This window comes from Lactobacillus sp. ESL0681 (genome assembly GCF_029392835.1).
Classification (GTDB): domain Bacteria; phylum Bacillota; class Bacilli; order Lactobacillales; family Lactobacillaceae; genus Lactobacillus.
In genome coordinates this window covers 373,556-400,300 of record NZ_CP113943.1, presented here as the reverse complement: position 1 = coordinate 400,300, position 26,745 = coordinate 373,556, and the positions used below count along the sequence as shown (strand labels likewise).

Below are 26,745 nucleotides of genomic sequence, written 5' to 3'. Positions count from 1 at the left end.
GATGGCTGGATTAATACCTGAGCAAACTATTGCCAAAGTACGCGATAACGTCAATATCGTTAATGTTATCAGTCAGTATGTTTCGCTTGAAAAAAAGGGCAAAGATTATATTGGTTTATGTCCTTTTCACCAGGAAAAGACCCCTTCTTTTACCGTTAGTGAACAGAAACAGTTTTTTAAATGTTTTGGTTGTGGTAAGGGCGGTAATGTTTTTAAATTTTTAATGGAAAAAGATGATCTAACTTTTCCTGAGAGTGTCCAAAAAGTGGCTGAAATTGCTCAAATTGATATAGGCGAAGTTGGCCGAGGTAATGCTCAACCTGCTAATCCATTGATTAAACTGCATCAGGATGCTGCTGATTTTTATTATCGCGTTTTAGTATCAACTAATGCTGGCAAACGTGGATTGGAGTATGCTCATCAGCGCCAACTTGATGATGATACGCTGAAGCATTTTCAAATCGGTTATGCTCCTAAACAAGATAATTTGTTATTGACCTATTTGCGTGAGCGCCATTATCAAGAAGACGATTTACTTGCTAGCGGTTTATTTGTTCAGACTAAAGCGGGTCAGATGTTTGATCGATTTCGCGATCGGCTAATGTTTCCATTAACTAACGAAAGTGGCAGTGTTATTGGTTTTTCTGGACGAAGATTATCTGCGGATAAAACTGAAGCTAAGTATATTAATAGTCCAGAAACCAAGATTTTTACTAAATCCAATGTCTTATTTCATTTTGCGGAAGCTAAAAAGGCTGCACGCAGTGAGGATCACTTGATTTTGTATGAAGGTTATATGGATGTAATTGCTGCTTATAAATCAGGAATTAAGTCAGGAATTGCTTCGATGGGTACTAGCTTGACTGACCAGCAAGTTTATTTATTGAGGCGAGTCAGCAAAAATGTAATTATTAATTATGATGGTGATGATCCCGGAATTCATGCGGCAGAGCGTGCTGCTAAATTATTTGATCAGGCAGGTGGCTTTAACTTAGGAATAGTGGTTTTACCTGAAAAATTGGATCCAGATGAATATGTTAAAAAATATGGCACCAGCAAGTACCAAGATGAAATAAACGGCGCGTTAACGCCTACTGACTTTTTTCTAAGGCGGTTATCGCAAAAGTATAATCTTAATAATGATCGTGAAAAAATCGCCTATTTAGATGAAGCAGTTAATGAAATTGCGCAGTTGTCCAATCCCGTTGAACAAGATTTATATATAGAAAAAATTGCTCAAAAGCAACACGTATCTAAAGATTCACTTAATGCGAACTTATCACGTCAGCGGCGTAAAAATAATGCAGCTAAACGGCATAAGGGCATGCCAGAAATAACAGATCCATTGCTAGAGGATGATTCAACACCGGTATCAGAGTCTAATCAACAATTGCAAATGGATCCTGTGCAAACCCGCTTGCTATATTTATTTATGCATTCTGAGCATGCTCGCGATTATTTAATAGGAAAAAATTTTCTATTTCCAGATGCAGAATATGCTAAATTAGAAGATTTATGGCTAAAATTTATGGAGGAACGTGAAAATCCAACAATTAATAGTTTCTTAGATTTTATTCCTGATGAACTTCAGGGTATAATAATAAGTACTGAAATGACAGATATGCCTCAGGATTTTTCCGATCGTGAGATTGATGAGCAGTTGCATGCACTCGAAATGCGTAAAGTAACTTCGAAGCTAACTAGTTTAGAAAATGATTTACAAGAAGCTAAGAGAAAAGCTGATACTGATGAAATCATCGCAATTACTCAAAAAATTTTACAATTAAAAAGAATTCAGGGACAAAGGGGGACTTTTTAGTGGCAAAACAAACAAAAGCTGATAAATCAGAAAAACCATCTTTAGATAAGGTAGTCAAGCAAATTGTTAAAGAAGTAAAAAAAGATAAAGCAATTACTGAAGACGAGTTTACTAAACGCTTGATTAAACCTTATAAGTTGGAAAATAAAGCTGTAGATCAGTTAATTCAAGAGTTTGAAGATAATGGCATTAGTATTGTTGATGAAAAGGGCGAGCCATCAAAATTAGCCTTAAGAAAGCAAAAGGACGTTGAAAAAGCTGAGTTAAAGGATATGTCGGCACCTTCAAATGTGAAGATGAATGATCCAGTACGGATGTATCTGAAAGAAATTGGGCGAGTTCCGTTACTTAATGCAGAGCAAGAGATTTCTTTGGCTAAGCGAATCGAAAAGGGCGATGAAGAGGCTAAACAAGAACTAGCGGAAGCTAACCTGCGTTTAGTAGTTTCAATTGCAAAAAGATATGTTGGTCGTGGAATGTCCTTCTTAGATTTGATTCAAGAAGGCAACATGGGACTAATGAAGGCAGTTGATAAGTTTGATTACAGCCTAGGATTTAAGTTTTCGACTTATGCAACTTGGTGGATTAGGCAAGCAATTACGCGTGCAATTGCTGATCAAGCGCGCACGATTCGAATTCCAGTGCATATGGTTGAAACAATTAACAAGTTAATCCGAATTCAGCGGCAATTATTACAAGATTTAGGACGTGAAGCAACACCTGAAGAAATTGGCGCAGAAATGGATATGTCTACGACTAAAGTTCGGGATATTTTGAAGATTGCCCAAGAACCAGTTTCACTGGAAACGCCGATTGGTGAAGAAGATGATTCTCACTTAGGTGATTTTATCAAGGATAAAGATGCAACTAGTCCTGAACAACATGCTTCGTATGAAATGCTTAAAGAACAGCTTGAAGAGGTCTTAGATACTTTAACTGATCGGGAGGAGAATGTTCTACGGTTGCGTTTTGGCCTTGATGATGGTCGAACTAGAACATTAGAAGAGGTTGGTAAGGTCTTTGGAGTGACTCGTGAGCGAATTCGTCAAATTGAAGCGAAGGCTTTACGCAAGTTGCGTCATCCTAGTCGTTCTAATCAATTACGTGACTTTTTGGATTAATTAAAAATAATAGGGGCCAAAAGCCCCTTTATTTTTTGTCTAAAAAAGTTCGTCACGCTTACCGTCTAGAATATGTTCGCTAATTTGATTATTGAAATAAACGTTTAGATCACGATCAAAATTATAGGCTAATTGCTGACTTTGTAATTCCTGCTTGGTCATCCAGGTTAGTTCGCCTTCATCTGATGCTTTGAGGTCACCACAAAATTCGGTAGCAGTATAAAAGAAGACTATATAACGATGGTCATTTTTATCATAAAACTGTTTTATACCAGTTAATTGTGGGTTAGTGATGGTTAGGTTAGTTTCCTCTTTGACTTCACGAATGACAGATTCATAAAATGACTCGTGAGCTTCAACATGACCACCGGGAAAGGTCATCCCCGGCCAACCGGGATCCTTGCGGTTAATAACCAAGATTTGCTCGTTATTGGTAATCATGCACATATTAGTTAAAGTTACTCGTTCTGTTCTATCCATATTGAAATTCCTTCTTTGCTGATATTTAAATTATAAGCAAGGTTTGACAAGAAAACAATAATTTATCAATTCCATAATTTTAGGTCAGAATATGCTAAAATTTTAATACAAGAGAGGTTAGGAAAAATGAACTTACGATTGAATACTTTGGCAGAAATGGTCGATCGCGGTGCTAGAATAGCAGATATTGGAACAGATCATGCATATTTACCAATTAAACTGGTACTAGAGGATAAAGTAGATTATGCTATTGCCAGCGATATTGCTCAAGGTCCACTTAAAAATGCCCAGGATAATATTACCCAAGCTGGTTTACAGACTAAAATTACTACTAGATTGGGTTCAGGTCTATCTACGATTACGCTGCAAGACAGAATAGACACTGTAGTAATTGCTGGAATGGGTGGAAAACTAATTACGCAAATTCTAACAGAGGCTTGGCGGCATCATTATCAATTTCCGACTTTGCTTTTGGAACCCAATATTGGGGAACCGGGTATGCGTGAATGGCTGGTTCAGCACAGTTATCAGATAGTTGCTGAGGAAATATTGGCAGAAGCTGGTCATACTTATGAGCTGATTAAAGCTAAGAAAGTTATGCAGCAGGTTAAATTAACTCCACGTCAGTTGCTATTTGGTCCCCTAATTTTGCAAGCTAAGAATGAAGTCTTTTATCAAAAATGGCGTTCACAACTAGACTATCAACAAAAGCTACTAGTTAATTTAAACAAAGCACGCAATAAAGATTTAGGACATATCGAGCAGATTGAACAAGAAATTGCATTAATTAAAGGTGAACTAAATGACGAAGGTTAAAGATATTATTCAAAAATTGCAAGCTGTTTTCCCAGAAGAAATTGCCAGTTCGGGCGATCCAGTAGGAATTCAGATTGGCTCAAGCGACAGTCCAGTTAATAAAATCATGACTACACTGGATGTGCGTCCGCAGGTTGTAGAAGAAGCAATTAGGGCTGGAGTTGATTTGATTATTAGTCACCATCCCTTAATGTTCCATCCAGCACGCAACTTAAATTTTGCTGATCCGCAAAATGCAATGTACGGCGAAATTATCGCGCATGGGATTACGGTTTATTCAATTCATACTAATTCTGATAAAGCTGCTAATGGCTCCAGTGATTGGCAAGCTACTGAATTAGGGTTAACTAAAGTTGAACCGTTTTGCTTAGATGACGATGGCATTGCTATCGGTCGCAAAGGCAGGCTGCCGCAAACGATGACGGCAAAAGAATTCGCTTATTATGTTAAAGACAAACTTGATTTAAAAATGGTGCGTTTAATTACTGCCGATAACCAAAAACCAATTACTACTGTTGGTTTTATTTGCGGTGATGGAGGAAAATATTGGCAGCAAGCTGTAGTAGATAACCTTGACGCCTTTATTACTGGTGATGTTTATTATCATACGGGTCATGATATGATTTCAGCAGGATTGACGGTAGTAGACCCAGGGCATTACACGGAACAATTGTTTAAGGTTAAAGTAGCCGAACTATTAGCACGATGGATTCAAGAAAATAATTGGCAGGTTGAATTATGTGTCTCACAAGTTTCAACTAACCCATTTCAAGATTTATTTTAATTAAGGAGTTAAAATGGAATATCAAAATTTATTACCACGTTTTTTAAAATATGTACAGGTTAATTCTCGTTCAGATGAATATAGTGACCGATTTCCCTCAACTGAAAAAGTTGAAAATTTCCAGAAAAAAGTAATCATGCCGGATCTAGAGGATTTAGGTCTAAGAGATGTGCATTATAATCAACAATCTGGTTGTGTAATTGCGGAAATACCGGCTACTGTTGATTATGATGTCCCAGTGATGGGCTTTTTAGCGCATTGTGATACTGCTGATTTTAATGCAGAAAATATTAGGCCACAAGTTCATGAAAATTATGATGGTAAGTCTAAAATTCAGCTAGGTGACTCAGAATTTTTCTTGAATCCAGCTGTCTTTCCAAATTTACAAAATTATCAAGGACAAACTATTATTACGGCCTCAGGAGATACTTTGCTAGGTGGCGATGATAAATGTGGTGTAGCCGAACTAGTTACTCTAGCAGAATATTTACTAGCTCATCCTGAAATTAAACATGGTAAAATTCGTTTGGCATTTACACCGGACGAAGAGATTGGTACTGGAGCAGAGCACTTTGATGTTGCTGAATTTGGAGCTGACTTTGCCTTTACTGTTGATGGTGAAGCTCCCGGCAAACTTGACTGGGGAACATTTTCAGCTGCACAATTTAGTCTTGAAATCCAAGGTGTGAACGTGCATCCAGCCGTTGCTAAGGGACAGATGATTAATGCAATCCAAGTCGGAATCGATTTTCAAAATCAATTACCAGGTGCTGAAGTACCAGAAAAAACTGATGGTAAAGCAGGATTCTTTCATTTAACCAACTTTACAGGAACAGTAGATCATGCTCGTTTAGACTATATCATTCGGGATTTTGAACGTGAGGGGTTAGAAGAGCGTAAAAACCTAGTTAAAGCGATTGTTGCACAAATGAACGAACAATTTGGTAGTGATCGCATCAAATTACAAATGAGCGACCAATATTATAATATGGCGGATGAATTGGCCAAACATATGGAAATTGTTGATTTAGCCCGTGAAGCCTATAAGAAACAGGGACTTGAAATTAATGAAGATCCAGTCAGAGGCGGAACTGATGGTTCGCAATTAACATATATGGGTTTGCCTTGTCCCAATTTATTTGCTGGAGAAGAAAACATGCACGGCCGATATGAATATACAGTTTTAGAATCAATGTACAAAGCGGTTGATGTGATGGTGACTATGGCTGAACTCAATGCTGCTAAATAGTCATAGTGAAACAAAATTGGTGTAAAAACTTAGCTTAATTAAAAGTTTATGTTGAATCAGATTACTGTTCTAGCAATAATAGTGATAAAATTTACAACTTACAAAAGTTATGCACACCTAGCCCGGTTAAACAAAAAGCTCATAAAATTCCTGATATTAACAGGATGTATGGGCTTTTTTAATTTGAAAAAGTTTCTAGTAGCAAAATGTGTAACATTTGAATATTTTTAAAAAATTTGCATACAGCATTCAAATAAGTTATTATTATATTGTACTAGGAAAATAATACACCAAGAATGGAAGGCGATCTAGTGAAATTTAAGGATAATATTCCAATTTATTTGCAAATCAAACAATATCTATACCGACAAATTATTATCGGTAAGTTAAAACCAGGCGCACGGATTCCGTCAGTGCGCAATCTAGCATTGCAACTGACTGTTAACGTTAATACTGTTCAAAGGGCCCTACAACAGATGAATGATGAGGGAATTCTCTATACCAAGCGAGGTGAAGGCAACTTCGTGACTGAAGATACTGAATTACTGGCACAAACCAAGCAAAACTTACTTAACGCAGAATTAAAAAAGTTTGTCCAAAACATGAATGAGTTAGGGGTTGCTAATGAGCAGATTGGCTCAATTTTGGCTAAATATCTAGCAAAGGGAGAATAAACATGGAAGATATTTTAGAAATTAAAAATTTAACGTATAAAAAGAATCAAAAAACCATTCTCAAGGATGTTAATTTGACTTTGCAACCGGGGAAAATTGTTGCTTTATTAGGAGAAAACGGTGCTGGCAAAACAACGTTAATGCGAATTATTGCCACAATGGCTAAGAACTATCGGGGTGATGTAAGTATTATGGGGTATGAAGATGATGCTGAAAAAAAGGCGCATCTCTCTTTTACCGATGGCTTAACTGGCTTTAGCGATACAACCAAGATTAAAGCAATAGTCAAATTTTATGAAGTAGTTTATCCTGACTTTGATAAAGAACAGTTTGAGCAGCTGCGTACTTTTATGAAATTGGACTTAGAAATGCATTTGAGCCAGCTGTCACGCGGTATGCGCGAAAAGCTAATTATCGCCTTAACTTTTGCCCGTAAAGCCGATTTATATTTACTTGACGAACCGTTTTCCGGAATTGATGCAATGGCTCGCAAGAAAATTATCAATTCAATTATTCTTTGGAAAGCTGACCAAGCTACGATTTTAATTTCTGATCATTTTGTAAATGAGATCGCCTCAATTCTTGATGAAGTAGTTATTATCAAGGATAAAACGGTCTTCACTCATAAGTCGGCGGATGAAATTCGCTCGCAACATGAAAGCATTGAAGATTATTATGAAAAACTATATGAGGGAGAAGAATGATGTCAGCATTCAATCGTTTATTTGCGGAATTGTTTAAGAAAAAAAGTCGCAAAATACACTTATTAATTATCTTGCAACTAGTGTCGGCAATTGCGTTGACTGTCTTCATGTTAGTGATTGATTCTGGCTGGTTTTATGCTACTGACCCAAGTAAGTTTGGTGATGATTGGCTCACATTAACACTGTGCTTTTTCACCATTAGTTTTCTTTTTCTGCCAATTTATTTAATTATTTCTTGTTCAGAAACTGAAAGGCTTAATCGCAGTCAAACTTGGCGTTTAGCACCAGTTAGTGATATCAGCTTTTATCTAGATAATACATTAAGTTCTTTTGTATCTTACATTTATCTTGGTATTTTGCAGCTCATTGGGACAGGTATTTTCTTCCTTGCCACCTTATTATTTAACCCTGAATTCTTAGCAGCTTTTAAGAAACTAATTCCTGAAATTCAGAATAATGCTTATCAATTTGTTCCATCAATTTATCGTTTTTTATGTATATTAGCTATGATTATTTTACTAGGCTTGCTAGTTTATTTAGTAACTAACTTTTTGAATTTTGTTAGCCAAGCTGTCTTAGATTTTTTACCAGGAATATCCAGTAAGTTTTCAATTAATTTAATTCGGCTAATTTTGATTGTTGCTTTAATCTGGGCTTTGGCTAAAGCCTGGAACTTAATTTCTCCACTAACCTTTATGAATAACGTTGGTTTAGATGAATTTTTGGGTATTTTGCTATTATTCATAATTGATATTGTTTTTTTAATGGTAAATACCTTTATCTTTAGTAAGTTTTTTGAAGCCAAACAAAATAAGTAGAGCGAAGGAGGAGAATGTTATGGTATCTTTTAACAATTTATTTAAGGAATTATTCAAACGCAAAAGTAAAGTTGCTGAAATATTGCTAATATTGCAATTTTTATTGACATTATTGATTGAGCTATCAGATGCAATTAAAACTAATTTTGCCTATGAGTCTGCTAGAATAAATAGTTTCTTTATGTCTTTTTGGCTAGCATTTTTACTATTGAGTTTTATCTTTGTTCCAGTCTTATTGATAATTAACAGCTGGCAAACTGAAAAACTTAATAACTCGCAAACCTTGCGGCTAGTACCAACTAATAATTTTTCAGCATATATTAGCAATTTATTGAGCTCCATCGCATCATTTGTGTGCCTGGTAGTTAGTGAAGCAACCCTAGCTTTTATCTTTGTAATCATATCCAATAACATTCAAAAGAAATATTCTGACTTACAAGGAATCTTTACTATCCTTAAAACTAGAGGCATGACTGTCTTTGAACTTGGCTTAACAATTCTTGCGCTTGGAGTAGCTGTTTCTTTATTAGTTAGTTTTTTAAATTTTGTTAGTCAAACAATCTATAACCAATTGTCGAATATTTCTGGTCAATTTTTATTGAATTTTATTAGGTTCGTATTAGTATTAATTGTTTGCTTAGTAGCGAGCCAATTTATAAATACAATCTTGCAACTATTTTATATACCATTTTATACTTGGGCAGGTAACCAAGGTAACAAATTAACAGAGGTTTTGTTTGTGGTAACAATTTTTGATGTGATTACCTTTGGTATTAATTTATTTTTGCTTAACAGATTTGTTGAAGCTAAAACGAACAACTAGTTTCAGCTAAACTAAAAGCCTTCAAGCTCAAACTTGAAGGCTTTTTTATGCAATAATTCAATTAATGGTTGGCCGCAAAGTAATCATAAAGTTGATTAATCTCTTCAGGAGTAAATTCTCCATCACCGGTTTTCATTGCGTGAATTTTTTCGACTGAAAGGTGGCTAGCAAAAGCTAGATCAGTATCACTAGCATGATGCTTTACCTGATAGTCAATAATTGCATCGGATAATTCTTGTAATTGCTGCTTCATGTTAATTCTCCTTTACAATTTTATTTTAGCGAAAAATTATTTAAATTCAAAGTAAAACAATTAATTAAAATGTTTGAATCTTATTGAATGGCCAGTATCTTACTACTACTTTAGCAACTAGTTCCTTGCGCTTAACTGGGCCAAAAATATGTGAATCCTTTGAGATGTCGCGATGATCACCCATTACCCAATAATAACCTTTAGGAACTTTATAGGTGAAGTTCGTTGTATAGGTGTGACCTGCATCATTGGCCGCTTTTTGATATTTGTTGTTTAAATAAGGTTCTGAGAAGCGCTTGCCATTAACATACATTTTGTCATTTTTAGAGACAATCTTATCACCAGGTAGACCAATGATTCGTTTAATATACAATGCACCAGGAACGTCTTGGGCAGCTTTGGGGGCGAGTAAGACGACTACATCGTTACGTTTAGGTTCAAAATGTCGCACAGAAATTAAACGGTCGTTATTTTCAAAAGTCGGTTGCATTGATGGTCCTGAAACATTGTCATTTGATAACACAAAATTAAACAATAAGTAAAAGATCCCTAAGATAACAGCCATCATCACAACAACATCTAGAAGAAATTTACCTAGACTTTCTTCTTCGTCGTTGTTTTTATTTGTTACTTTTTTTGCCATAAAAAAATCTCCTTTATCATGTTATCTCTATTATAACTGAAATATTGCCAATTGAATGGTAAAATTAATGCAGGTAGATATGTATGACAAATTTTTTAAACAAAATTAACCAACTAGATGCAGTGCTTGAGCAAAAAGAGGTACATGCGCAAGTTCAAGAACTTAATAAGATAGTTGCTACAGTTAAGCAAAGAGCAATTTTGCCAGTAGCTCCGCGACCCTTAGGTTTTTTACCAGATGAATTAGCTGTTTTAAGCGAGCAGGGAGCACCAGCAGATCAATTAAAGATAATTAACCAACTGTTAAACAGTTTGCGCCAATTCTTATCAATCAATTATGGGCTGTGGTCACTGCCCAATAAAATAACAGCTACAGCAATTAAACAGCAATTGAATGTGCATTCAGCTTTAGAAATTATGGCCGGCAATGCATGTTGGACCAAAGCTTTAACTGGGGTAGGTATAGCGACAGTTGCGACTGATTCTTTAGAATGGTCTAAGACATCGTCGACTGGCAGTCAGCCATTTAGTAAGGTGCTACAATTAGATGCTTCAGACGCAATTAAGCAGTTTAATCGAGTCGATTTGATTCTGTGCTCTTGGGCACCTAATTTTAATCAAGCAGATTTGGCGGCTGTTCGTGCATGGGAAAGGTATAATCCATCCGCTCATTTGCTTTTTATTGGCGAAAAAAACGGCGTCACTAATTCAAAGCAATTTTGGCAGAAGCAAAACTTTAATTCAACGCAAGAATTAAAGCTGATCAATCAAACCTTTCTAAGCTACGATTTTATTAATGAACAAATATTTGAGATAGAACATGAAATTTAAAAAAACAGGATTAATTATTATCATTTTTTTGTCTTTTTTAGGCATTGGCAGCATGCTGTCTAATATTCAATCGCGTGAAGCTGATCAATTGCTTGAAGCTTATGGTCTAAGCAATAATACAAGAACTATTAAAATCAATAATTCGCAAAGAGTTAGTGATTTAATCGATTATTTACAAAAGAAACATCCGCGAAGTGCAATCCAGGTTCATCTGGTTGAACAAGATAAGCAGTCAAATCAAACACTAGTTTGGGCTAATCATAATGTGGTTAGTTTACCAACTGAATCAGGGCGTTATTTTACACTCGATAATTTTAAAGGCCAGGTTTCGTTTGCTGTTTTAGGGTTAAATTGCCCAATTGCAACTTTAAAAACACAGGGCAATCAATACGTTATCTTACACAAGCAATATTATTCAGTAATAGGCACTTTAAAGCACTATCGGCAAATGAAGCAAGATGGTTATTATTTAACAACAGGCTCAAATCAGCCAACTGGACAGTTTAAATTAAAAAACTATCAAATTATGATTGACAGTTCGCCTAAGGTTATCAAGCAAATTGCTAACCATTATCAAGTTAAGGCTAAAACACCAGTCTTTGTACGCAAACATCAAATTCACCAATTTTCAATTTTAAAAGAGTTAGTGGTGATTATGCTCTTTAGTTTGGCTGCTGCTTGTTGTAATTTATTACTAGCACTACTTGATTGGCAATTAGTTAAAAAGACAAGTCTATCAGGAAAACTCTTACGTAACTGGCTATTAAATCGTGGTATCAGAAATATGTTACTGGAATTACTGGTGACCTTGGCAGCAAACCTATTCCTTAATTGGCGAGCCTTTTATTCACGTCCGCATGCTTTAGTTTGGCTACTTATGATTAGCTGGGTGTTTATTATTGCCATTTATGCCGTAAGTTTAGTTTATCTTTTAAGAAAGGACCAACATCGTGCGGGAATTACCAAGTAAGTTCGTTAGTAAATATCAAGCATTGCTGGGGAAAAACGATGCAGCAGCTTTATTTACTGCAATAGCAAGTCCCAGTAAAAAAGCTTTTCGGGTTAATCCTTTAAAAAGTACTGCAAAACAATATGCTGATTCGCAAGTGGTACCGGTACCAGGGATTACAGAAGCATACTATGGACAAGTTAGTGGTCAGGATCCTGAATGGATTAGCGGTCTAGTTTATTCACAAGAACCAGCGGCTATGTTTCCTGGTCAAATTGCTGATGTTAAAGCTGGAGAACGCGTGCTCGATCTGTGTGCTGCACCAGGTGGTAAGAGCTTATTCTTAGGCGAAAAATTACAAGATCAAGGATTGTTAGTTGCTAATGAAATTTCAACAGCTAGAGCTAAAACCTTGCGGGAAAATATCGAGCGTTGGGGCTTAGTAAATGTATTAGTTACTAATGAAAGTCCGGCAAAATTAGCTAGCAAATTTACACACTTTTTTGATAAAATAGTGGTTGATGCCCCGTGCAGTGGGGAAGGCATGTTTCGCAAGAATTCAGCAGCAATGGACTATTGGTCACCGGAATATGTCTTAACTTGTCAAAAACGGCAACAAGAGATTTTGACTGCAGCAGTAAAAATGCTTAGGCCAGGTGGTCAACTAATATATTCTACGTGCACTTTTTCGCCGGAAGAAGACGAACAGGTTGTATCTTGGTTAGTTGAGCAATTTGATTTTAAGATTATGCCCCTTGAAATAGTTGCAGGTTCTCGGGCAGGTCGACCTGAGTGGGGTCAGCAATTACCAGACTTAGCGGGTACGTTACGGTTTTGGCCACAAGATAATTTAGGGGAAGGACAATATGTGGCCAAACTCAGGGCACCTCTGGTCGACGTTACGCCAACAACTGAAAATAAACCTAAAAAGCGCCAACACAAACATAAACCAACTGAATTGTCTAAAGGTGACAATAAGTTAGTAGCTGAGATACTTGAGCAATTCAACTTGCCAGTATGTTTGACTAATTGGCAAAATTTATGTCAGGTCAGCAATGATCACGTTTTTCTGCCAGCATACAAAGGCCAAAATTTAGGTTTAAGGATTTTAAAGAATGGCTTAGAATTAGGTGTTCTCAAGAAAAAGCGCTTCGAACCAGGCCAACAATTAGCCCAAGTGTTAAATGGGGTGCCTCAAGAGCGGGTAATTGACTTGAATCAAGATGAATATGCCAGCTATTTACATGGAGAAACGATAGCAAGTAAGAGTAAATTACGTGGCTTTGTTTTGATTAGTTATCATGGATTAATTTTTAGTTTTGGCAAAATGACTGGTAATGGTATCTTAAAGAATTTTTATCCCAAAGGACTGCGAACGATTAAGAAAGGATATTTAAATTAACATGATTAAACTAATTGCAACAGATATGGATGGCACGTGGCTAACTGATGAGAAAACCTATGATGAAGAACTCTTTTTGCGGGAGTTCAAGATTATGCAAGAGCGTGATATTAAGTTTGTCGTTGCCAGTGGTAACCAATATGAAAATTTAGTTACTCGGTTTCCCCAAGTAGTCGATCAGCTATATTTTATAGCTGAAAACGGCGCATTAGTTGCCAAAGGTAAGCAAGTTATTCATGTTGATAATCTTTCTACTACTGATTGGCAGACTTTACTAGGCTTAACACATGAATATGATGAAAAAGCAACGGTTTCTGGCTTATTAGGGGCTTATATATTAGCAAAAGATGGTCCAGAATATGCTAAAGAATTGGCTAAATATTATGAAAAATTAACAGTTGTTTCTGATTTTGATCATTTGGAAGATAAAATCTTTAAAGTCACTTTTGATGTAGCAGCAAACAAATTGCCAGATATGCTTGCGGAACTAAAACAAAAGCATCCTGAATTAGGGTTTGTGGCCGGTTCTGCCGAGTCAATTGATATGTCGACTAAAGGAATGAATAAAGCGGTTGGGTTGGAATATTTGAGTAAAAAGCTGGGTATTAACCCTAAAGAGATGGTTGCTTTTGGTGATAGTGGCAATGATGTTGGGATGCTGAAATATGCTGGCAGGAGTTTTGCCACCAGTACGGCATTGCCTAGTGCTAAGCAGGCAGCTGATCAAATTATCGGTTCTAGTAATGATAGTGCTGTGCAAAAAGAAATTTGGAAATTATTAAAGGATTGATAGATTGTAAAGTAAAGAAGTCACTTGACTTTGTATAGAGTAAATTAGTTGAAAAGCTTCTTTTTTTGCAATCTTTGCCCAAGTCTGTAAGTAAACTGGGAGGAGTAAATGAAGCAATATAAAAATATCTATTATTTGATAAATATTCTGTACAATACGCATAATGCTAATTTGATGGTACTATCAGATGCCGATGAAGTAATTGTGGCAAATCAAGATTATGAAAAAAGTGAAAACCAAAAATATCAGTTTGAATATATAACTGAATCATTGGAAGATTCATGTGGATTTTAAAGTGATAATAAAAAGTCGTCTTCAAAGGGTATAAGGGAAGATATAACAAATATTCTTGAGGGAGGCCTCAATGCTTTTAAAACAAGAGAAAAGAAGTATCTTTTAAGTTAAAGGCATTATTTTAGGCTAATTTTGATAAGTTTATAGAAGTAGCAGGATAATAGTATGGCAAGTAAATCAAAAGAATTAAACATTGAAGATCAATTATGGGAAACAGCTAATAAGCTTCGAGGTAGTATGGATGCCTCTGAATATCGTAATGTCGTTTTAGGATTGATTTTTCTTAAGTATGTATCTGATGCCTTTGAGGAAAAGCGACAAGAGGTGTTAAACTCAGAGTTCTCTGATGAAGTTGAAGACAAGGATGTTTACCTAGCGGATAATATCTTTTGGATTCCAAAAGAGGCGCGTTGGGAAAATATTCTGAAAGCTGCAAAAACACCACAAATTGGTGAAGTAATTGATAATGCAATGGATAAGATTGAAAAATCCAATGAATCAATTCGTGGTGTTCTTAGCAAGAATTATGCGTCACCAGATTTAGATAAATCAAGATTAGGTGAAGTAGTTGATCTTATTTCTAATATTCAAGTTGGAACTAAGGATTCACAAGAAAAGGATGTTTTGGGGCGAGTTTATGAATATTTCTTACAGCAATTTGCTAGTCAAGAAGGTAAGCATGGTGGTGAATTTTACACTCCTCGTTCAATAGTTAAGACTTTAGTAGAAATGATCCAACCTTTTAAAGGTAGAATATATGATCCATGTTGTGGCTCTGGAGGAATGTTTGTTCAATCAGAACAATTTGTTGAAGAACATCAAGGTCTTATTAATGATATTCATATTTTTGGTCAAGAGTCTAATCCAACTACTTGGAAATTAGCAAAGATGAATTTGGCAATTCGAGGAATTGATAATGACCTTGGAGCACATCAAGCAGATACATTTACTAATGATCTTCATAAGGGAATACGTTTTGATTATATATTGGCTAATCCACCGTTTAATTTAAAAGAGTGGGGGGCTGATAAGCTCCAAGATGATGCTCGGTGGAAATATGGTATGCCACCTTTGAATAATGGTAACTATGCCTGGATTCAGCATATTATCAGTAAATTAACTCTAAATGGAAAAGCAGGTTTCGTTTTAGCAAACGGTGCTTTGTCAACTTCTAATAAAGCTGAACTTGCAATAAGAAAAGGTATATTGGAAGATGATAAAATTGATGCAATTGTTTCATTACCAGCAAAAATGTTTTATTCAGTAACTATACCTGTTTCTCTATGGTTTATTGATATGGATAAAGCTTCAAAAGGAGAACGTGAACGGAACGGAGAAGTTTTGTTTATTGATGCTCGTAATTTGGGTGAAATGGTAGATAGAACTCATAGAGATTTTTCTAAAGATGATATTGCCAAGATAGCTGATACTTATCATGCTTATCAAGGAACAAATGATCAAGAATACAAAGATATAGCGGGATTTTGTAAGATTGCTAAGCTAGATGAAATTGCTAAAAATGATTATACTTTGACTCCTGGTAGATACGTGGGGTTAGCTGAATCAGAAGAAGAAGATGAATCTTATGATGAAAAGATGACTCGCTTGACAAGTGAATTAAAGGAACAATTTGCTGAAAGTGATAAGTTACAAGGACAGATTAAAGATGTTTTAAAGGAGTTGGGGTATGAAATATAAACTATCTGACTTGGTTGAAATTAAATATGGTAAAAACTATAAAAAATTGAAGTCAGGTTCTATTCCTGTTTATGGATCAGGAGGAATAATGAAGTATGTTAATGATTATCTTTATAATGGCAAATCTGTTTTAATTCCACGAAAAGGATCATTAAATAATGTATTTTATGTAACTGGGAAATTTTGGACAGTAGATACCTTATTTTGGACAAAAGTAAATAGTAATATTGTTGTTCCAAAATATTTGTATTATTGCTTGAAAAAAATAAATTTATCTTCCTTAAACGTTGGAAGTGCAGTTCCGAGCCTAACAGTGAAAGTTTTGAATAATATTAATATTGATATTCCTTCTTTGGAGTATCAAAAGAAAATTATTGAAAAAATGTCGAAACTTGAAACAAAAATCGAAATAAATAATAAGATAAATGATAATTTATTTGAGATAGCTAATGTGATTTTCGATGACAAATTTCCTAAAATAAATAATGCAGATGTACCTATTTCAAATTATTTTTTACCTAAAAGAGGTAAAAATTTGTTAAAAAGAAATGTAATAGAAGGAAGTGTACCTGTTATTGCTGGTGGGTTAAAACCTGCTGCCTACCATAATAAATCGAATACCCTTTCTCCAGTTATAACTATTTCTGCTTCTGGTGCAAATGCGGGATATGTGAAAATTTGGTTTGAAAATGTATGGTCTTCCGATTCGTCTTTTATAGATTCAAGCATTACAAATAATATTTACTTTTGGTATATTCTATTAAAAAAACGTCAGCAAGATATCTTTGATTCTCAAACTGGTTCAGCTCAGCCTCATATATATCCTAAACATATAGGTGATTTATTAATAGGCAATATTAGCGAAATAAAAGTTAATGCGTTTAATCAAAAAATTTCACCTTTATTTTCAAAAATAGGTCTTATTAATAAAGAAAATACAAAATTAATTAACATTAAAAATCAGTTACTTAAAAAATATTTTGATTAGGCTGCTAAATTATCATTTATATGATCAAATACTTTCTTCAACAGCAGAAAATATTAAATTTGTAGAATCGCTGTTGCTTGGATTCTTCTTTTAAGAAGGGTCTTCAATGAGCAAGAATATAATAAATCAAATTTTACAAGAGATGCTTAAGGTATTAGATAATCAACAACTTATTATATTAAGAAAATGTTTATATAGAAATTTATCTACAGAATATGAGAATAAAGCAGATGAAGTGACGAATGAAGTTCTTTTAAAAAAATATTTTTCTGCTAAAAGAACAGAAGGCTGTTCGGAAAAGTCGTTGACTTATTATCGAAAGACAATTGTTAAAATGCTTACCAGCATAGAATTAATAGCTACTAAAATTACTACTGATGATTTAAGAAGCTATTTAACTAATTATCAAATGGAACATAATTCTAGCAAGATTACTATTGATAATATTAGAAGGATTTTGTCTAGCTTCTTTAATTGGTTGGAAGATGAAGACTATATCGTAAAAAGTCCGGTTAGACGTATTCATAAAATAAAAACTACGACATTAGTTAAAGAAACGTATACAGATGAAGAATTGGAAAAATTGAGAGATAATTGTACTAAAATTCGTGATTTAGCAATGATTGATTTATTGGCATCTACTGGAATGCGTGTTGGTGAATTAGTCGGGTTGAATCGCAATGATATTGATTTTAGTGAAAGAGAATGTGTAGTTTTAGGAAAAGGGGATAAAGAAAGAGTAACTTATTTTGATGCAAGAGCAAAATTACATTTAAAGAATTATTTGTTAACAAGGCAAGATTCTAATGCTGCATTATTCGTAGGATTAAGAAAACCTAAGATGAGACTAACAATTGGCGGGGTGGAATCCTGTTTAAAGCGATTAGGTTATAAAGCTGAAATAGGTAATGTATATCCGCATAAATTTAGAAGAACATTAGCTACAATTGCCATAGATAAAGGAATGCCAATTGAGCAACTACAAAAATTATTAGGTCATAAAAGAATTGATACCACTTTGCATTATGCGATGGTAAAACAGCAAAATGTTAAGTTGGCTCATAGAAAGTATATAGGATGAAAATATGAGAGAATTATCAATTAATGATATAGGAATTATAACTACGGGAGGTACTCCTAAAAAATCACAAAAAGGTGCATTTGGAGATTACATTAACTTTTTAACACCTAGAGATATGAATGGTGATAGATTTTCTGATTCAACTGAGAGAATGCTTTCAAAAAACGGTAGTAAACAATTATATACGAAGAAAGTTAGTAGTCCTAGTATTTCGGTATCCTGTATAGGATCGGATATGGGAAAAACTATTTTTAACAGGCTTGATATTATAACTAATCAACAAATTAATTCCATATCAAAAATAGTTAATGGTGTAGACCCTTACTATTTATATTATAATTTATTAACTAAGAAACATTATTTGAAAAATTTAGGTAGTGGGCAAGGCAGTACAATGCCAATTTTAAATAAAAAACAATTTAGTAAAATAATGCTATGCTTCCCTGAACTTAAAATTCAAAGAAAAATTGTAAAGCCTTTAAAAATTCTTGATAATAAAATTGAGTTAAATAACCGAATAAATGATAATTTAGCAGCTTAATCGAAATAATTTTTAAGTAAAATATTTTTAATTCTTTTTAAATTAGCATTTTCTTTCTTATTTTCGTATATCTTGTTTTCAATTACATTCATTTTTACTTTATAGCCATCCATATATAAATGCTGTGGAATTAAGATATTAATACTACTAAAATTTTTAATAGTTAATTGTGGTTGAGCTGAGCCAGTAACAACTTTTGATGGATTGGCATTTTTTATAGATTCATAAATAAAAGGGATCCCTAAAGAATATTTATCTATGATGTAAAGTAAATTATTTGTTAAAAAAGAATTTTCTTTGATAACTTGAACTTTGCCTGATCCAGTTCCCCTACTTGTTATTGCAACAGTTCTTTCTTTGACTAAAGGTGGTAAATTCGTAGAACCAATTTTACCATTTGCTCCAAACACATCAGTTCCGTACTTTTTCAGATTAGATTTGGGCATAACTTTGCCATATTTTATATTAAAAACATCAGATATACTTACAGCTTTATAATCTGATGTTTTGATTAGCTGTAAAAATTGATAATGTATTAATTTAGTTAAATTATCATTTATCTACTATCTAAGAAGGGAGTGACATTATGTCTAAAAATAGTTATCTTACTGAACAGGATATAGAAGATCTTGCTTTAGATATATTAGAAAAGGAGGGTTACAAGATATATCGTAGCCCAGATTCCACAAAGCCTAATTCTGACATCGATTTTATGCGTGATGGTGATCATAACGAGTCCATCTTAATAACAAAACTGAATAATGCTTTGCGTACAATTAATCCTGGATACGGGGAAGATATATATCGTAACGCCATTAATCAGTTTAGGAGGCTGGCTAATAGTCCAGATATGATGATTAATAATCATTATTTACATCAATTAATTATTGGTGGAGCTAAAGTTAAGACAAGCGTAAAAGGCGAATCTAGAACTATTACCCTTTATCCAATCGATTTTAAAAATATAAATAACAATGAATTTATTGCTACAGAGCAATATACTTTTAAGCAAGGCGATCATGAAAGAAGACCAGACACTACAATTTTTATTAATGGACTTCCGTTAATTACTTTTGAATTTAAGGATTCAGCTAATGAGCATGTTGGCCTTCAGCAAGCATATGCTCAATTACAGACATATAAAAACCAAATTTCTAATTATATGCAATATAGTCAAATTTTGATTATTTCAGATGGAGTTAATGCTCGCGTTGGTTCTTTGACAGCTGAAATAGATAGATTTATGCGCTGGCGAGCTCCTAAGGATATTAGAGAAGAAGGAACTTTAGAGTTAGAAATACTTCTTAAATATATGCTTAATCCTGAGGATTTACTAAATATTATTCAGAATTTCATTATCTACGAAACTAATGCGGATCAAACCATTGAAATTCTTGCTGCATATCATCAATATTACATGGTAAATAAAGCGGTACAACGAGCTGGTGTTACTCTTAAAGATCCTGAAAATAAGCGTATAGGTGTTGTTTGGCATACTACTGGATCAGGAAAATCTTTATCAATGGTTTTCTTTTCAGGGATTGTTTCGCGTAAGTTAGGTAATCCAACTATTCTAGTGATTAATGATCGTAATGATTTAGATGATCAATTATTTGGTACTTTTGATGCTGCACATGAATTTCTGCAGCAAGATCCTGCACATGCTATATCAAGTGAAGATATTCGAGAATATCTTCTTAGAAACAATAATTCCGGTGGGATTGTATTCAGTACAATTCAAAAGTTTTCCCCTAATTTTGAACAAGGTGAAACTGAGATGCCAATTCTGTCTGATCGCAGTAATCTTATTGTTATTGCAGATGAAGCCCATCGTACACAATATGGTTTAACTGCTAAGTATACTAAAAACGGTATTCGCTATGGTTTTGCTGAATATTTGCGTGAAGCTTTGCCTAATGCTTCATTTATTGGTTTTACTGGCACACCGATTGATAAAGCTGATCATTCGACAACTGCTGTGTTTGGTAATTATATTGATGTATATGATATTACTCAGGCGGTTAATGATCATGCTACTGTAAAAATTTATTATGAAAGTCATGTTTTTCCATTGAAATTAAAGCAAGAAGCAATGGAAAAATATAAACAAATTATTACTGAAGCTGGATTAGATGATGATACTTCATTGCCCGATGATGAGCGCAGAAATAGAGAATATACTAGATTAGAAGCTTTAGCAGGAGCAAAACCGCGCTTAAAGCAAATAGCAGCACATTTTGTTAATCATTTTGAAGCAAGAGAAAAGCAACAATTTGGAAAAGCGATGGTTGTGGAGATATCTCGGAAAAATGCTGTAAAGCTCTATAACGAAATTATTAAGCTTCGTCCAAATTGGGGCAGTGATGATTTATATAAAGGCAAAATCAAAATTATAATGACTTCTAATGCTTCGGATGGTCCAGATATGGCAAAACATCACACTAGTAAAGCAGATAGATTGGTTTTACAAAAAAGAATGAAAGATAATAATGATGAACTGCAAATTGTTATTGTTGTCGATATGTGGTTAACAGGATTTGATGTTCCATCACTCAATACAATGTATATTGATAAACCAATGAAAGGTCATAATTTAATTCAAGCTATTGCGCGAGTTAATCGTGTCTTTAAGGATAAAGATAGTGGTTTGGTAGTCGATTATATTGGAATTGCAGAAGCACTAAAAACAGCTTTAAATCAATATTCAAGTTCAGATAAAAATCAAGTTGGTATTAATATTGATAAGGCAATGTACATGCTAAAAGAAAAATACCAAATTATAAAAAATGATTTTCTCTATGGTATTGATTGTACTGGCTATGACTCTGAAAATAGTGCAGTTAGACTAAAGGTAGTTTCTAAAGTCGCTAATGAGTTATTGCGAGAAGATCAAGATACTCAACAAAAATTTTTAGATGTAGTAACCCAAATTCAAAAATTATATGCTTTAGTTTCCATGGAAAAAGAATCACAAGTATTTGGTCCTGAAATCTCTTTTTTCAAAGCAGTAAAAGTTTTTATTATGAAGTTAAGGTCAAATAATGGTGGTGATCCGGGAAGTAATAAGAATGATAAGGCTGTGATTGACTATCGAATGAATCAATTATTGGATCAATCAATTATTTCTGAACCAGAAGTTGATTTATATAAGGCTATGGGGATAGATAGACCAAATCTTGATTTGATATCTGATAAATTTTTGAAACAAGTTGAAGAAATGCCAGAACAAGATGTTGCTATTGCATTGCTTGAAAAGATTTTAAAAGGCAAGGTTAAAGCAATGCAGCGTACTAATATTGTTAAGTCTGGAAAATTTGAAGATATGCTAGAAGAAGCAATTGAAAAATATAATCAGCGAGGAATTACTAGTGAAATTGTGATTCGACAATTAATTCAAATGGCTAAAGATATTAATTCTGAGCAAGAAAAGGGTAAGAATTTAGGATTATCAAAAGAAGAAGTTGCTTTTTATGATGCTTTAGCAAACTATGATAAAGCAGTTAAGGTATTAGGAGAAGAAAAATTACATTTAATTGCAAAAGAGCTTGTAAAAACAGTTAAAGAAACGTCTGGGATTGATTGGAATTATCGTAAGAGTGTTCAAGCAAAGATGCGATTGGCGGTTAAAAGACTTCTTAAAAAATATGGATATCCACCTGATATTGCTCCCCAAGCGGTGTCTACTGTTGTAGAGCAAGCCGAAAAAATGGCAATGGAAAGTTGATACTAGTTTGATGAACTGCATTTACTGCATTTAAAGATAATGCGGGACTGTCAAGGTTATTTTAAGCAGAAAACAATTCCGCATTATCCTTTATCTGTATTGATGATGATTCTCAATTAACACATAAAAACGCAAAGGAATAATTTCCCTTGCGTTTTTTGGATGATTAGTCTTCATAATAATTGCTCAATTAAACTTTTTAAAGGTAAGTCATAGTATTGCTTAAGTTCGGTTAGATGATTAAGATCATGTTGGCCATAGATTGCCAAGAGATTAGCTAATTCTTCTTGCCAACTTTCAATCAATTCTAACAAATATTGACTGCCATGTTCCTGCAGTGATTGTAAGAATGTATTAGCAATTCCCACGTATTTTCCACCTAGGCAAAGTCCTTTAAAAATATCTAATGGGTTACGGATGCCACCGGAAACGATAAAGTCAGTCTTTTCACGGACTGCCATCTTGGCGGCTACAACAGTCGGTAAGCCAATATCTGCTAAATAAGACACATCATGATTATTTCGAGCATTTTCAATTTGTGCAAAATTAGTACCACCACTACCAGCTAAATCAAACAAATTAAAGCCTGATTCCTTAAGTAGCCGAATGCTAGCCGCGTCTAGGCCAAAGCCAACTTCTTTAATAATAATTGGCACAGTTACCGTTTGTCTAATTTGTTTAAGATTGTCTAACCAGTAAAAATCACGGTCACCTTCAGGCATAGCAATTTCTTGAACGGTATTAAGATGAATTTGCAGTGCATCAGCGGACAATTCAGTAACTATTTTTTGAGCATCCTGTGGTTTGGTTAATGCATTAACGTTAACGATTATTACGCCATCAGGATTGGCTTCACGAGCTACGTAAAAACTAGCCAATTGATCTGGTTCTTTAACCAAGATACTCGCAGACCCAAGTGCCAAAGCGATTTTAGTTTTACCAGCGATTTGACCTAGAGTACGATTGATTGCTAGTGACTTAGGAGAACCACCCGTCATTGCGTTGATAAAAAAGGGAGCATTAACTGATTTTCCAAACATTGATGTCTTAATAGTAGCTAAGGCAGCTTTGCTTTCTGGTAAAGCAGGACGTAGAAGATGCATTTGATCAAAGTTGTTTTTTTTATTTGCATCAAAAAACTCTTGAGCCAAAGCTAAGTGCTCTTCTTTACGGTTAGATCTAATTGACATAGTTAATTCCTTAATGTACCAGTTTTACTTGATGTACATGAAAATTTAGTGGCAAGATTCCATTTTGACGCCAGGCAGCTTCTAGGGCATTCACATCAGTATCTGGATCGGCAATTACAATTCCGCAATCACCATTACCAGCGCCAGAAGTTTTGGCCGCCCCCCCAAATTCTTCAGCAATGTTAATTAATTTCGATAAACGTGGAATCTCAATAGCAATTTGCGTCATTTGTGCAAAATTTTGTAATAGTTGTCGATTAATCCGAATTTGTTGCTTGATTAAATTGATATTATTATGCTCAAAACCAGCAATCATTTGTAAAACACACTCACGTGAAGCAGTTAAGAAATGCTGATATTGGGTACTTACATCAGCTTTATTAGCGTTAGTTGCGTCAACTAGACGAGAAGTAGATGCAGGTTGATGACTCCAACCGATCTTTAAATTTAGTCCTTGTGGTGGGGTCAATAATTGGATTTTTAGGCCAGGCCAAGCTTCGCTCAATACTGCGGATAACGATTTATGTGCCAGTTCTTCAGCCAACCAATCTCTATCAAAAGTTTGGTAAGCTAACCAACCCCCATAGACGCTAGCGGCGATATCTCCAGCTGAACCATTTTGCTGAACTGAATAGTGAGCAATTGCTGAAAGTTTATAAACCAATTCGTTGCTAAAGGAGACGCCATAAAAACGTAAAATTGCTTTAACAGTTGCTACTGTGACAGCTGCACTCGATCCTAGACCGTACTTTTTACCGTCAGGTGAATCCAGGTCAGAATTAATGTGCAAATCATAGACTTCCATGTTAATGTTCTGCTCCAAGCAGAAACTTTCGGTATATGAAATGGCAGCTAGAATATATTCAAATGGATTATCACGATTATCGATGACCATCTTAGCGCCACGTCTGACCCAATGTATGGAGTCTTGAGAGTATTGCTTAGAATGAATGGTTCCAGTAGTTGACTTGCTTTTAGTAATTGAAACCCGAATAAATTGATTAACCGCAACTAAAATAGCGGGACAGTCTTGTTCTAAGACGGCATATTCACCAGCGATATATAATTTTCCGGGTGCTTGTTCTGTTATCAAAAGAATTTAATCTCCTAATCCAATTTAACGATATTGATTAGTTGAGGCACGAAATACCAGTGCCAAAACTCGCATGTATTATCTTAACATTCTGGAATTCAGACATAAACCGGGATGTAATTTCTTTTACATTTCTTAATTGACAGAGCACCTTTACGTTAGGTCCAGCATCAATTGTGCAGTAACATTCAATGCCCGAATTACGCAATTGTTGAACTAGCTTAATTGCACGCAGAGTATTGGGTTCAAAATAGGTAAAACCAGGATTGGCAGTTAGATTAATGGCGTGCATTTCCATTGCATTCAATTCTGCTTGTTGACCTAAGCTAGAAAAATCGTTGGCTTTAATCGCGTTGATCATCGTATTTAGTTCTGCTTCATTACGAGCAAGCCACGGCTTAAAAAAAGGTGACGTCTGAGCTTGCTGCATCCCGGCAGTTGATGGCAAGTCTTTAGGCAATTGGTTGAGCTCAATTGCTAACAACTGTAAATCCATTTTTGGCTTTTCAGCTAGGGCATAAGCGTAGGATGACGCATCGTCTGTACCTTTTTGCCAAATGGCAAAACCACCAAAAATTGAGCGACTAGCAGATCCAGAACCAAGACGAGCTAGCCGTGATAGTTCTGTTTGATTGACTTTGATGTGGTAATGCTCACAAAAAGCTCCGGCTAATGCCGCAAATGCAGAACTAGAAGAGGCTAAACCAGCCGCAGTAGGAACGTGATTGGTGGATTTAACTATTAAATTTCCGCTAACGCCGAATTTTGCTTGTAATTTTTTTATGTAGGCAAAGACACGCTGAGCACTGTTACCGGTTTGTTTGCTGCCGTTAAGATAGAACTCGTTGGTAGTAGAACTATTGGTAATCTGCGTATCAGTATAAAACTTATCTAAAGTCATTGATAAGCTAGACATTAATGGTAATCGTAATTGGCTATCAGCTTTACCCCAATACTTGATGAGCGCGATATTAGTATGAGCACGAATAGTTTTAGTCATTAAATTTCCTCGATCCAATAATTGGTAATTAAGCCTTGACTCTTTAAGGCGATTGTTTGGGCAATTGCGGAATTTGGGCAGAGAGCAATCACGATGCCTCCAAGTCCACTGCCAGATAGTTTAAAGCCTAGAGCTTGGGAGTCTAACGCAATGGTATTTAAATTGTCGATTTTTTTGGTTGATAAATTAAAAGAATGCAAAATAGCCTGAGCCTCATTAAAGATTTGCCCTAACTTGGTTTGGTCCTGTCTAAGCCAAGCGACTTTGGCAACATCTGTTAATTGTCCTAATTGCTTAATATTATCTTGAGCTGTTTGGGACTTGTTAGTCTGCTGACGTACTTGACTTACTGCTTGTTTAGTATTCCCCAGTTCACCTGTATCCATGATTAACAATGTAGCCTTAAGTTTAGCTGGCAGGGAATGCGCTCCAGTTTGCGGATTAAAAAAGACTGGCAAATCAGAATTAACGGTAGCAGCGTCAATACCTGAGGCTTTGCCGTGATTAATCATTTCTGCTTGGTTGGTGATAGCCATCACGTCTGACTCAGTTAAATTAAGTGCCAAATATTCTCCTAGAGCTTTCGTAGTGGCTAAGGCAACTGTTGCACTGGAACCCAATCCCCGTTCAATCGGGATCTCTCCGGTATAAGTAATCTTGACTGGTGGTTCCTTGATAGCCTTTGCTAGCAGCGTTTTAACCACAAACTTTAGGCCATTATATTCATCTGGTGCAGCAAAAAATGGCCCCTGATATTTCCCAGTTGATAACCAAACTTGTTTGCTAGGTTCAACGGTGGCTGTAATTTGTAGTGAGGTGATTGGCAACGCTAAGGCGTTATAGCCATAGACTACGGAATGCTCACCAATCAGAATGACTTTGCCATGTGCTGAATAACTACATTTCATTTTATTTAAGATCCTTAATGTTAGAAAAAAACTACTACTCCTATGCTAAAATAATAGCTAAGGAGAAAAACAA

General features: G+C 34.9%; 27 protein-coding genes. 19 read left to right on the top strand and 8 right to left on the bottom strand.

Features of this window, described 5'->3' with window-relative positions; genetic code table 11:
- Nucleotide 1: 1 nt before the first annotated feature.
- Nucleotides 2–1,819 (top strand): DNA primase, encoded by a 1,818-nt coding sequence (dnaG, locus tag OZX59_RS02040; protein ID WP_277126481.1) that lies wholly within the window; start codon nucleotides 2–4, stop codon nucleotides 1,817–1,819.
- Entirely contained in the window at nucleotides 1,819–2,940 is a 1,122-nt protein-coding gene (rpoD, locus tag OZX59_RS02035) for an RNA polymerase sigma factor RpoD (RefSeq protein WP_277126480.1), read from the top strand. Before dnaG ends, rpoD begins: the two co-directional genes overlap by 1 nt.
- Nucleotides 2,941–2,979: 39 nt before the next feature.
- On the opposite strand, the gene OZX59_RS02030 is transcribed toward rpoD, so the two are convergent.
- Nucleotides 2,980–3,420: an 8-oxo-dGTP diphosphatase gene (locus tag OZX59_RS02030; protein WP_277126479.1), complete on the bottom strand. Its 441-nt coding sequence runs from the start codon at nucleotides 3,418–3,420 to the stop codon at nucleotides 2,980–2,982.
- Nucleotides 3,421–3,546: 126 nt separating this feature from the next.
- On the opposite strand from OZX59_RS02030, the gene OZX59_RS02025 reads away from it, so the two are divergent.
- The 7 genes from OZX59_RS02025 (at nucleotide 3,547) to OZX59_RS01995 (ending at nucleotide 9,288) form a co-directional block, all read left to right on the top strand.
- Nucleotides 3,547–4,236, top strand: a complete 690-nt coding sequence (locus OZX59_RS02025) for a class I SAM-dependent methyltransferase (protein ID WP_277126478.1) — start codon at nucleotides 3,547–3,549, stop codon at nucleotides 4,234–4,236.
- Nucleotides 4,223–5,020, top strand: a complete 798-nt coding sequence (locus OZX59_RS02020) for a Nif3-like dinuclear metal center hexameric protein (protein ID WP_277126477.1) — start codon at nucleotides 4,223–4,225, stop codon at nucleotides 5,018–5,020. Before OZX59_RS02025 ends, OZX59_RS02020 begins: the two co-directional genes overlap by 14 nt.
- 13 nt (nucleotides 5,021–5,033) lie before the next feature.
- Nucleotides 5,034–6,269 (top strand): peptidase T, encoded by a 1,236-nt coding sequence (gene pepT, locus OZX59_RS02015; protein WP_277126476.1) that lies wholly within the window; start codon nucleotides 5,034–5,036, stop codon nucleotides 6,267–6,269.
- Nucleotides 6,270–6,580: 311 nt separating this feature from the next.
- Complete coding sequence (locus OZX59_RS02010; RefSeq protein ID WP_277126475.1) at nucleotides 6,581–6,943, top strand: GntR family transcriptional regulator; 363 nt, start codon at nucleotides 6,581–6,583, stop codon at nucleotides 6,941–6,943.
- Nucleotides 6,944–6,945: 2 nt separating this feature from the next.
- Complete coding sequence (locus OZX59_RS02005; protein WP_277126474.1) at nucleotides 6,946–7,647, top strand: ABC transporter ATP-binding protein; 702 nt, start codon at nucleotides 6,946–6,948, stop codon at nucleotides 7,645–7,647.
- Nucleotides 7,644–8,465, top strand: coding sequence for a hypothetical protein (locus OZX59_RS02000; RefSeq protein ID WP_277126473.1), 822 nt, complete (start codon nucleotides 7,644–7,646; stop codon nucleotides 8,463–8,465). The genes OZX59_RS02005 and OZX59_RS02000 overlap by 4 nt, the downstream gene beginning before the upstream one ends.
- 19 nt (nucleotides 8,466–8,484) lie before the next feature.
- Nucleotides 8,485–9,288, top strand: a complete 804-nt coding sequence (locus OZX59_RS01995) for a hypothetical protein (protein ID WP_277126472.1) — start codon at nucleotides 8,485–8,487, stop codon at nucleotides 9,286–9,288.
- Between the two features lie 61 nt (nucleotides 9,289–9,349).
- On the opposite strand, the gene OZX59_RS01990 is transcribed toward OZX59_RS01995, so the two are convergent.
- Entirely contained in the window at nucleotides 9,350–9,541 is a 192-nt protein-coding gene (locus OZX59_RS01990; RefSeq protein WP_277126471.1) for an LBP_cg2779 family protein, read from the bottom strand.
- A 64-nt stretch (nucleotides 9,542–9,605) separates the two neighbouring features.
- The gene (gene lepB, locus OZX59_RS01985; RefSeq protein ID WP_277126470.1) at nucleotides 9,606–10,184 is read right to left on the bottom strand and encodes a signal peptidase I; all 579 of its coding nucleotides are present in this window, start codon (nucleotides 10,182–10,184) and stop codon (nucleotides 9,606–9,608) included.
- Nucleotides 10,185–10,267: 83 nt separating this feature from the next.
- On the opposite strand from lepB, the gene OZX59_RS01980 reads away from it, so the two are divergent.
- The 9 genes from OZX59_RS01980 (at nucleotide 10,268) to OZX59_RS01940 (ending at nucleotide 18,757) form a co-directional block, all read left to right on the top strand.
- A complete protein-coding gene (locus tag OZX59_RS01980; protein ID WP_277126469.1) occupies nucleotides 10,268–11,014 on the top strand; it encodes an SAM-dependent methyltransferase in 747 nt (248 codons plus the stop codon).
- The gene (locus tag OZX59_RS01975) at nucleotides 11,004–11,984 is read left to right on the top strand and encodes a hypothetical protein (protein ID WP_277126468.1); all 981 of its coding nucleotides are present in this window, start codon (nucleotides 11,004–11,006) and stop codon (nucleotides 11,982–11,984) included. Before OZX59_RS01980 ends, OZX59_RS01975 begins: the two co-directional genes overlap by 11 nt.
- Nucleotides 11,965–13,365 (top strand): RsmB/NOP family class I SAM-dependent RNA methyltransferase, encoded by a 1,401-nt coding sequence (locus OZX59_RS01970; protein WP_277126467.1) that lies wholly within the window; start codon nucleotides 11,965–11,967, stop codon nucleotides 13,363–13,365. The genes OZX59_RS01975 and OZX59_RS01970 overlap by 20 nt, the downstream gene beginning before the upstream one ends.
- Before the next feature lies 1 nt (nucleotide 13,366).
- Nucleotides 13,367–14,155 (top strand): HAD family hydrolase, encoded by a 789-nt coding sequence (locus OZX59_RS01965; RefSeq protein WP_277126466.1) that lies wholly within the window; start codon nucleotides 13,367–13,369, stop codon nucleotides 14,153–14,155.
- Between the two features lie 108 nt (nucleotides 14,156–14,263).
- Nucleotides 14,264–14,449, top strand: a complete 186-nt coding sequence (locus OZX59_RS01960) for a hypothetical protein (protein ID WP_277126465.1) — start codon at nucleotides 14,264–14,266, stop codon at nucleotides 14,447–14,449.
- Between the two features lie 165 nt (nucleotides 14,450–14,614).
- Nucleotides 14,615–16,147: a class I SAM-dependent DNA methyltransferase gene (locus OZX59_RS01955; protein WP_277126464.1), complete on the top strand. Its 1,533-nt coding sequence runs from the start codon at nucleotides 14,615–14,617 to the stop codon at nucleotides 16,145–16,147.
- Nucleotides 16,137–17,135: a restriction endonuclease subunit S gene (locus tag OZX59_RS01950; protein WP_277126463.1), complete on the top strand. Its 999-nt coding sequence runs from the start codon at nucleotides 16,137–16,139 to the stop codon at nucleotides 17,133–17,135. Before OZX59_RS01955 ends, OZX59_RS01950 begins: the two co-directional genes overlap by 11 nt.
- A gap of 106 nt (nucleotides 17,136–17,241) precedes the next feature.
- A complete protein-coding gene (gene xerA / locus OZX59_RS01945; RefSeq protein ID WP_277126462.1) occupies nucleotides 17,242–18,216 on the top strand; it encodes a site-specific tyrosine recombinase/integron integrase in 975 nt (324 codons plus the stop codon).
- A 4-nt stretch (nucleotides 18,217–18,220) separates the two neighbouring features.
- The gene (locus OZX59_RS01940; protein ID WP_277126461.1) at nucleotides 18,221–18,757 is read left to right on the top strand and encodes a restriction endonuclease subunit S; all 537 of its coding nucleotides are present in this window, start codon (nucleotides 18,221–18,223) and stop codon (nucleotides 18,755–18,757) included.
- Here OZX59_RS01940 and OZX59_RS01935 read toward each other — a convergent pair.
- Complete coding sequence (locus OZX59_RS01935; protein ID WP_277126973.1) at nucleotides 18,754–19,269, bottom strand: restriction endonuclease subunit S; 516 nt, start codon at nucleotides 19,267–19,269, stop codon at nucleotides 18,754–18,756. The two genes, OZX59_RS01940 and OZX59_RS01935, sit on opposite strands and share 4 nt — an antisense overlap.
- Before the next feature lie 74 nt (nucleotides 19,270–19,343).
- Here OZX59_RS01935 and OZX59_RS01930 point away from each other — a divergent pair, with 74 nt between their 5' ends.
- Nucleotides 19,344–22,481, top strand: a complete 3,138-nt coding sequence (locus tag OZX59_RS01930; RefSeq protein WP_277126460.1) for a type I restriction endonuclease subunit R — start codon at nucleotides 19,344–19,346, stop codon at nucleotides 22,479–22,481.
- A gap of 173 nt (nucleotides 22,482–22,654) precedes the next feature.
- Here the strand turns inward: OZX59_RS01930 and fni are convergent, their stop codons facing one another.
- From fni to mvk, 4 genes are read right to left on the bottom strand one after another with little or no spacing between them, the layout of a single operon-like run.
- Nucleotides 22,655–23,671 (bottom strand): type 2 isopentenyl-diphosphate Delta-isomerase, encoded by a 1,017-nt coding sequence (fni, locus tag OZX59_RS01925; protein WP_277126459.1) that lies wholly within the window; start codon nucleotides 23,669–23,671, stop codon nucleotides 22,655–22,657.
- Nucleotides 23,672–23,681: 10 nt separating this feature from the next.
- The gene (locus tag OZX59_RS01920; protein ID WP_277126458.1) at nucleotides 23,682–24,764 is read right to left on the bottom strand and encodes a phosphomevalonate kinase; all 1,083 of its coding nucleotides are present in this window, start codon (nucleotides 24,762–24,764) and stop codon (nucleotides 23,682–23,684) included.
- A 37-nt stretch (nucleotides 24,765–24,801) separates the two neighbouring features.
- Nucleotides 24,802–25,764: a diphosphomevalonate decarboxylase gene (gene mvaD, locus OZX59_RS01915; protein ID WP_277126457.1), complete on the bottom strand. Its 963-nt coding sequence runs from the start codon at nucleotides 25,762–25,764 to the stop codon at nucleotides 24,802–24,804.
- Nucleotides 25,764–26,672, bottom strand: a complete 909-nt coding sequence (gene mvk, locus OZX59_RS01910; RefSeq protein WP_277126456.1) for a mevalonate kinase — start codon at nucleotides 26,670–26,672, stop codon at nucleotides 25,764–25,766. Before mvk ends, mvaD begins: the two co-directional genes overlap by 1 nt.
- Nucleotides 26,673–26,745 lie beyond the last annotated feature (73 nt).